Source organism: Candidatus Contendobacter odensis Run_B_J11 (assembly GCF_000531125.1).
Classification (GTDB): Bacteria; Pseudomonadota; Gammaproteobacteria; order Competibacterales; family Competibacteraceae; genus Contendibacter; species Contendibacter odensensis.
Genome location: NZ_CBTK010000142.1, coordinates 1 through 6,943, shown reverse-complemented (window position 1 = coordinate 6,943; position 6,943 = coordinate 1). Strand labels below are relative to the sequence as shown.

7 protein-coding genes and 1 pseudogene are annotated in these 6,943 nt (G+C 58.0%); all 8 read left to right on the top strand.

Annotated features, from left to right (window positions below; genetic code table 11):
• The coding region (locus BN874_RS10520) for a GNAT family N-acetyltransferase (protein WP_034432958.1) at window positions 1-500 on the top strand (500 nt) is incomplete at its 5' end.
• Between the two features lie 5 nt (window positions 501-505).
• Window positions 506-1,046 (top strand): annotated as a pseudogene (locus tag BN874_RS26280) (recombinase family protein).
• A gap of 246 nt (window positions 1,047-1,292) precedes the next feature.
• Window positions 1,293-2,174 (top strand): M91 family zinc metallopeptidase, encoded by an 882-nt coding sequence (locus tag BN874_RS10510; RefSeq protein WP_195912165.1) that lies wholly within the window; start codon window positions 1,293-1,295, stop codon window positions 2,172-2,174.
• Window positions 2,175-2,427: 253 nt separating this feature from the next.
• Window positions 2,428-2,862 carry a hypothetical protein gene (locus BN874_RS10505; protein WP_154724862.1) on the top strand — a complete coding sequence of 145 codons (435 nt, stop codon included), beginning with the start codon at window positions 2,428-2,430 and terminating at the stop codon, window positions 2,860-2,862.
• A 232-nt stretch (window positions 2,863-3,094) separates the two neighbouring features.
• Window positions 3,095-3,322, top strand: coding sequence for a DUF2934 domain-containing protein (locus BN874_RS23540; protein WP_230314400.1), 228 nt, complete (start codon window positions 3,095-3,097; stop codon window positions 3,320-3,322).
• Window positions 3,323-3,707: 385 nt separating this feature from the next.
• The gene (locus BN874_RS25620; RefSeq protein ID WP_230314399.1) at window positions 3,708-3,953 is read left to right on the top strand and encodes a hypothetical protein; all 246 of its coding nucleotides are present in this window, start codon (window positions 3,708-3,710) and stop codon (window positions 3,951-3,953) included.
• Between the two features lie 5 nt (window positions 3,954-3,958).
• Window positions 3,959-5,527, top strand: a complete 1,569-nt coding sequence (locus BN874_RS10500) for a recombinase family protein (RefSeq protein WP_268258828.1) — start codon at window positions 3,959-3,961, stop codon at window positions 5,525-5,527.
• Between the two features lie 588 nt (window positions 5,528-6,115).
• Window positions 6,116-6,487 (top strand): antibiotic biosynthesis monooxygenase family protein, encoded by a 372-nt coding sequence (locus BN874_RS10495; RefSeq protein WP_034432951.1) that lies wholly within the window; start codon window positions 6,116-6,118, stop codon window positions 6,485-6,487.
• Window positions 6,488-6,943 lie beyond the last annotated feature (456 nt).

Below are 6,943 nucleotides of genomic sequence, written 5' to 3'. Positions count from 1 at the left end.
TGGCGCGACACCATCCGGTCGAGGATTTCGACTGTGGGGAGGAGGCGCTCAATCGGTTTTTGGCCCGCTTCGCCTTTCCGAACCAGCAGGCCAACGCCTCACAAACCTATGTGGGCTTAGCCGAGAGTCGCCTCATCGGGTTTTATACGCTTGTGGTTAGTGAAGTCGCGTATGACGAGGCCCCCGAACGCCTGAAAAAAGGACTGGCCCGTCATCCGGTGCCGCTGATGCTGCTGGCGCGGCTGGCCGTCAGCCAGATGTGGCAAGGCCAAGGCGCTGGAGCGGGCTTGCTGAAGGATGCGATGCGCCGCACCGTGCAGGCGGCGGCGATTGGCGGGATTCGTGCGTTAGCGGCTCATGCCAAAGACGAGACCGCACGGGCGTTCTACGACCATTTTGGTTTCATCCCGTCGCCTACGGATCCGCTGCATCTGTTTGTGCTGACCAAAGACCTTCAGCAGATGATGCGAAATACGATGCCCTCATCCAGGACAGAATAGGGGTTATGCACATCGGCTACGCCCGTGTTTCCACGGGGGATCAAAACCCCGATCTCCAACGGACGGCCTTAAAGCAGGCCGGCTGTACTCGGCTGTTCACCGATACGGCTACGGGGGCGCATGTCCGGCGACCGGAGCTGATGAAGTGTCTGAAATCTCTCAACGCGGGCGACACCCTCACCGTCTGGAAACTGGATCGCTTGGGCCGGTCGCTGCGGGACTTGATTAGCCTGTTGGATGATTTGAAAGCGCGGGGGGTGGCGTTCCCTGACCGAAGCGGTGGATACCACCACGCCCACAGGCCGGGCGATGTGGCAAATGGTGGGCATTCTGGCGGAACTGGAACGCTCCTTGATTCAGGAACGGACTCAGGCCGGTCGAGTAGCCGCCATGGCGCGGGGAGTGAAGATGGGCCGCAAGTCCCTGCTCTCGCAGCAACAGATTACCCATGCCCGGCAGCTACTGGCCCAAGGGGAACCCCATGACCGAGTTGCTCACTCACTCAAGGTGTCGCGGCGGACGCTTTACCGGGCCTTGCAGGGATAAGATGTGATAGCGAGTTCGCCTTGGGCTAGGGGGAATCCGGGTAATCGGATGGATTGCAGAGCGGAAGCATCAAGATTGGCTATGCGGGATCAAGCCCGAAAAACCCAGAGAGGGGCACGATCTACCTCAGAAGTAGGCACGAAGCCGGATACCAGGAACCGTGGCTTATCACTATAGTCACAATGAGCGCCAGTGTTCATTGCAATTTTCATTGCCCTTTCCGTCTTTTACTTGGAGGCGTTTCCTGTGACCAAGTACCCCCAGTGTCAAAACATCCTCGTGGATGCGGATGAATTGCTCAGTTCATCGGCACTTTCTGCTTCCCCAGATTTTATCAAAGAGGAAGTCAAGACCGCTGCCGCCAACTTTGAAAAGGATACCGTCGCGCTGTTGGAACAACTCCGCCGTTCGTCTTGGAGCGCGTGGGCGGTATTCGCCGCCATCTATACGATAGGCCAACAGAATGGCAAGAAAATGACCATCAAGCCATTCAATAAATTTGATGCCAACTTTTCCTTCGAGCAGAACGCTTTCGCTGCACCGGTTGAGCTGGACAAGGCTACGCCACAAGGTAAGCGTATCCTGGCTTGCAGCAGCAATCCCACAGGGACGGTCCGCTCAGCGAGCGTCCTCACTGATCCGCAAGGCCAGCCCTACTTGGGCCGGGGCGGTGGGAGCGATACAGAGATTCGCTTCAACGCCCTGATGTGGGTTCCCCCCCCCGGCGGAGGGGCCGTCGCGCCTGGAGCCGAGGCCGACGAAATCCTTCTCCACGAGATGGGCCACGGATTGCGGCAGATGCGGGGTCAGATGCAGTGTTCCGGGGTCTCGGACAACCCGGCCTACGACACCCGCGAGGAGTTTGTCGCTATCCTCATCTCCAACCTCTACCGGTCTGAGCGACGGCGACCGGGGCTGCGATCCGACCACGGGGCCAATTCCCCACCCCTGTTTGCCGCTCTCTCTGACTCGGCGACGTTTCTCAGTACGGGCAACCACAAGGACTACATCCACCAGATGTTTGAGGAGGACTTGGTGTTTGCGAAGAATCTTTCCAACGTCTCGTGTCCGTTTAACCCTGTGAAGGTTTTCTTCGAGAAGTACGGCAAGATCTTTGGAGGGAAGTGAGTGAGCAGCAAATAGTTGTCGCGGGCCTCGTTTTGCGACCGGCGCTGGTGGATAGCAGTCTCGCGAAGTTGAAGAGCGTGTGTGGCGCTATAGCTCCGGCGACAGGCTCCGTCACCAGGTCACTATCGATGGGACAATAAGCAGGGGTAGGACCATGACTGAATGCAGAGCAAAGAGTTTCACCGCGACTTGGTCGAATTGGGATATCAGTTGGCCGTGGACAAGATGGAGATCCTCGACCATAAGGTTGCCCGTGAAATTCAGACTCGAACTGGAAGAGGGTAGTTCGAAAGCCGATTGTATGGTCGGACAGATGAAGAGGGGCCGTTCGGAGATCGCGGGTAATGCCGGCAACGATGTCTGGAACGACTTTGTGCCGGATGGCGAACCCGGAGCATGGCATTGGTGGGATGGGGAAAAGCTGTCGCCGGTCGGGTTCGGTGAGTGGGATCGCGCGGGGAGGGTGGCGACCTTCGAAGACAAGCCTGGATTTTACAAAGTTGCCGCCGGACAGTCGCTCTACATGGGTGCAGCGCGGGGAAGAACCGGCTATTTTGATTTTAAGACCTTCATACAGGATCGGACGACCCTCAAGATCATCCGGGAAATTAATTGGTCGATGCGAATTGATGTTCCAACTCCGGGGACGGGGGGCAACTTCTGGTGGTCATTCTCGGATCAGAAGTAGAAGCCGGCTCTAAGGCAAAAGGGGCCATTCCTAATATCCACAGTTGTCACAGTCTAACCCACGTGAATTCTGGAGGGGGTCGTCGAAACGTAAAAACCGCCCGTCACTTGGACTACTCTGATCTTCCTCGGTCATGCTCAGCCCACCCAGCCGTTCCAGCCGGGTAGCCAATCGGCTCTTCCATTGGGTAGCATTATTGGAACTTCCTTCACGATTTCTGGAGTTCTACTCGATGTCGACCTCTCCGCTTACCGAAGTGCAGGTTCCTGTTGCCGAGCGATACGCTTGGATTGCTGAGGCCGCGTACTACCGAGCCAAACGCCGGGGTTTTCAGGGCGGTTGCTCTCTCGAAGATTGGTTGGAGGCAGAACGCGAGATTGCCCCTCCGTCTGCTCAGCCCGCTCCATCGCCCCGAGTCGCTTTGGTGTTTTTGGATCGCAGCCCCGTAGGCGAGGCATGAAGCGCCCAGAATAACTCAGCTCCTGTTCGGTACAGTCTCCCTCGACGGCATCCCACGCAGTTTCCCCTAGCAGGATGCCGCCTCGTTTCAACCGGTTATGCAGGAATCTCCCATAAACGGGGACCGTATTCTACGCCCTGCCTCCTCGGAAACTGAACGGCTTCAGCGCCCGTACCGGGAGTGGATAGGGGTTTGAAGTCCAAGACGTCGTGGTTACAACCCAAACTCAGTTGACTTTTGACGTGATTCAACCCCTGTGGCGCTCCCGTGGCCCCGGGCGCGATCTCCGCGCTCTGGCGGGTGCCAGCCCCGTTCTCCCGATTGATCGCTCCTGAGGCGCAGGCGCATTCTGCCCAGAACGCGCACGCGCGATGAGGAGAGGCGTATGCCAGCCAAAGCTACGAAACCGTGTCGGGCGCGCGCCGCGCACCCGACACCCATGTTGGATTGTGTCGGGGAGCGAATCTCCTGTTGGAACGCCAAGCAACGAGTGTGGCAGGCGCTCGACCTGCTCTATCACTCACCGGTGAACCCACGTCACCGAATGTCCTCAGCGGGGGTAGAGACCCTGCCCACGCTGGATGTCCCACCGGTGATCGACCCGTTGTACCGGTTGAGGGCCGGCCGTTAGCGGCCATCTATGCCCGGGTATCCTCGGAGAAACAGGAACAGGAGCAAACGGTGGTCAGCCAACTGGACACCTTGTATCACGCGGTGGCCGCGCGAGGTTACGTGCTGACCGCCGAGCTGGTCTTCGTGGATGAAGGCTACAGCGGGGCCCGCCTGGATCGCCCGGGCTTGGAGCGACTCCGCGACGTGGCGGCGGTCCTGGTCTACGCGCCGGATCGGCTGGCCCGTCACTATGCCTATCAGGTGGTGATCATTGAGGAGTTAACGCGCGCCGGCTGCGCGGTCATCTTTCTCAACCACGCCTTCGGCGAGAGTCCGGAAGAGCAAATGCTGCTCCAGGTCCAGGGCGTGTTTGCAGAATACGAACGGGCGCTGATGGCCGAACGGACGCGCCGGGGCCGGTTGTTTGCGGCCCGCCAGGGCCGGGTCAACTGGGGCGGCAATCCGCCCTATGGCTATCGGTACTTACGCAAAACGGACCCGACCCCGTCGCAGTTGGTCGTCGACCCGGGCGAAGCCGCGATCGTACAGCAGATGTATCGCTGGTTGGTGGAGGAGCAACTCAGTTCCTACGCCATTCAGCAACGCCTGACCGAGCAGGGCCTACCGACCCGGGGTTCCAATCGCCAAGGCTGGGCCCAAAGCAGCGTCATCCACATCCTGCGCAGCCCGGTCTATAAAGGCGAGGCTTGGTACAACCAGACCCAGGTGGCCGACGCACGACGTCCGCGGCTGCAGACGGGCCTCAAGGACCTGCGCCCCGGCAATCGACGCAGTCGGACCCGCCGTCCCCAGGAAGACTGGATCCCGGTACGGGTGCCGGCGCTGATCGACGCGGAACTCTGGCGGATGGCTCAGGAACAACGGGCATCCAACCGCGCCCGCGCCGCCCGCAACACCCAGCATGAGTCTCTGTTACGCGGCCTGCTGATCTGCGGACGCTGCGGTCGACGGCTGATCGGCACCTGGACAGCCCTCTCGCACGGCCGCTATATCTGCTCGGCGCGCTATCCGCGTTCGGCGCCGTGGAGTTGCGAGGGTCGCAGCGTCTCCGCTGCGCTCGTCGAAAGCCAGGTGTGGGACCACCTCAAAGGCTTGCTCGCCGAGCCCGACCTGCTCCGGGCACGCTACCAGGAAAGCCGAGGCGATCCGGCGCTCGTCGGAAGCGACGAGCGCGAACACGTCCGAATCGAGCGCCAAGTACAGGGGATCGAACGGGAAGTGCAACGGCTCATTGATGCCTACCAGATCGGAGCCATCGCGCTGACCGAGTTGCAGGACCGCCGTCGGCGCGCCGAAGAGTACAACCATGTCTTGACGAACCGCCTGCGGGAACTCCACCAGCAACGCCAGGCCCGGGAACAGGAACTCCGGCTCCTGCAGGGGCTGGAGGGGTTCTGCACCAGCATTCACGAGGCACTGGCGAACCCTACTTTTGCCGTGAAACAAAAAGTGCTACAACTGGTCGTGGATCGCATCCTCGTGGAGGACACCCGGCTGGTGATTCGACACGTCATCCCTATCGGCCCCGTTGGGTTGCAACCACGACATCAACGGGACGAAAATGTACGCTAAGCCGTAGGTGTCTAATATGTTTAGAGTTTGTAGACACCATAATTTTGGTCCAGATAGGGTATTTCCTAAATCGTTTTTTAGATATTTGTAGACAATACTGTCTACAAATCGATTTTGTAGACAGTTAGAGTCGCCAGTTTTTCCTTAGCGTACGTTTTCGTCCCGTTGGACTTCAGACCCCTTTTATAGCTTCCAATTGGCTAAGGTGTCTATAAATCGAGGAAAAGCTTGCGTCGGCTACCTTCAAATTGACACAAGCAGCGAAGCTAATATGCAAACTGAAACAGCGGAAACCAAGTGGGCAGCAGAAAATTTATGGCCAAAATATGAATCCTGCAAAAACACATAACAAGTCGCTCAAGGCCGCTCACATTCGTTCGCTGGACAGCTTTAGTCGGCGCTGTGCGCCGTCGAACTCTCGTTCGAGCGTCATCCCTTCGGGACGACTTCGTCGCCCTGCTGGGAGGTCCTCAAGCCTGGCGGCTTTCGTTCCCCGCACGCAGGGTGATGCTCAACTCGCGCCCGTTAGGCCGCACAGAACACTTTTCTTCCCTTGTCAACCTGAACTCAACCCCAAGGAGAGCTACCGTGCTTCAACTCAAGCCACTTGACGAAAACGTGCCGATCTTCCAGCAGATCAGTAGCGAAGTCTCACCGGTTATTCTGGTCAATATCTTTCATGTGGCTGAATCGGATATCCCTGCGCTGATGAAAGCGTGGGAAGCGGACGCGAATTGGATGAAGAAGCAACCTGGCTACATCTCTACCCAGTTGCATCAGGGAATCGCCGGAAGTAACGTCTTCATGAACTACGCTCTTTGGGAGTCAGTCGCACACTTTCGGGCTGCGTTCACGCACCCAGAGTTCACGGATGCACTGAGCCACTATCCGTCCTCAGCCGTGGCGTCGCCGCATCTCTTCACGCGCCTCACTGTGCCCAACCTTTGCGTTGGCCCATAGCGGCATTGGATAGCGGGCAGCGTCCACGCCAGCAGGCGCCGAGTGCGGCCTAACCCCTCGCTTAGCTCGAACGTTATGCATAAATATCCAATAAGCCCCGCTACCGCCGTTTGTTGGGTAGCTTTTGTAGTTTTATGCTTTGGCGTTGCCACTATGGGCTGGGTAATCATTGAGCATCAACTAACGCTTTGGGGTCGGCTGGTCTGTCCAGAGGACTGGTGGCGTTCGTCTCCTGGCGTTTGTGCTTTTCCGCCAGTGTCAATTTCCATCTTAGCCATCGGCTACGGTATTGTTTCTATGCTTCTTCTCGCTACCGCCATACTGGTTGCCCCCTCACACAAACTTAAAACCTGCACATTACTTTTTGTCGCGCTTGTACTTTGGCCCGTTTACACCAATAGTGTTCGGCATAGCAATTGCTGTTAACTTTAGGATATAATTTTCTAATTTGTAATC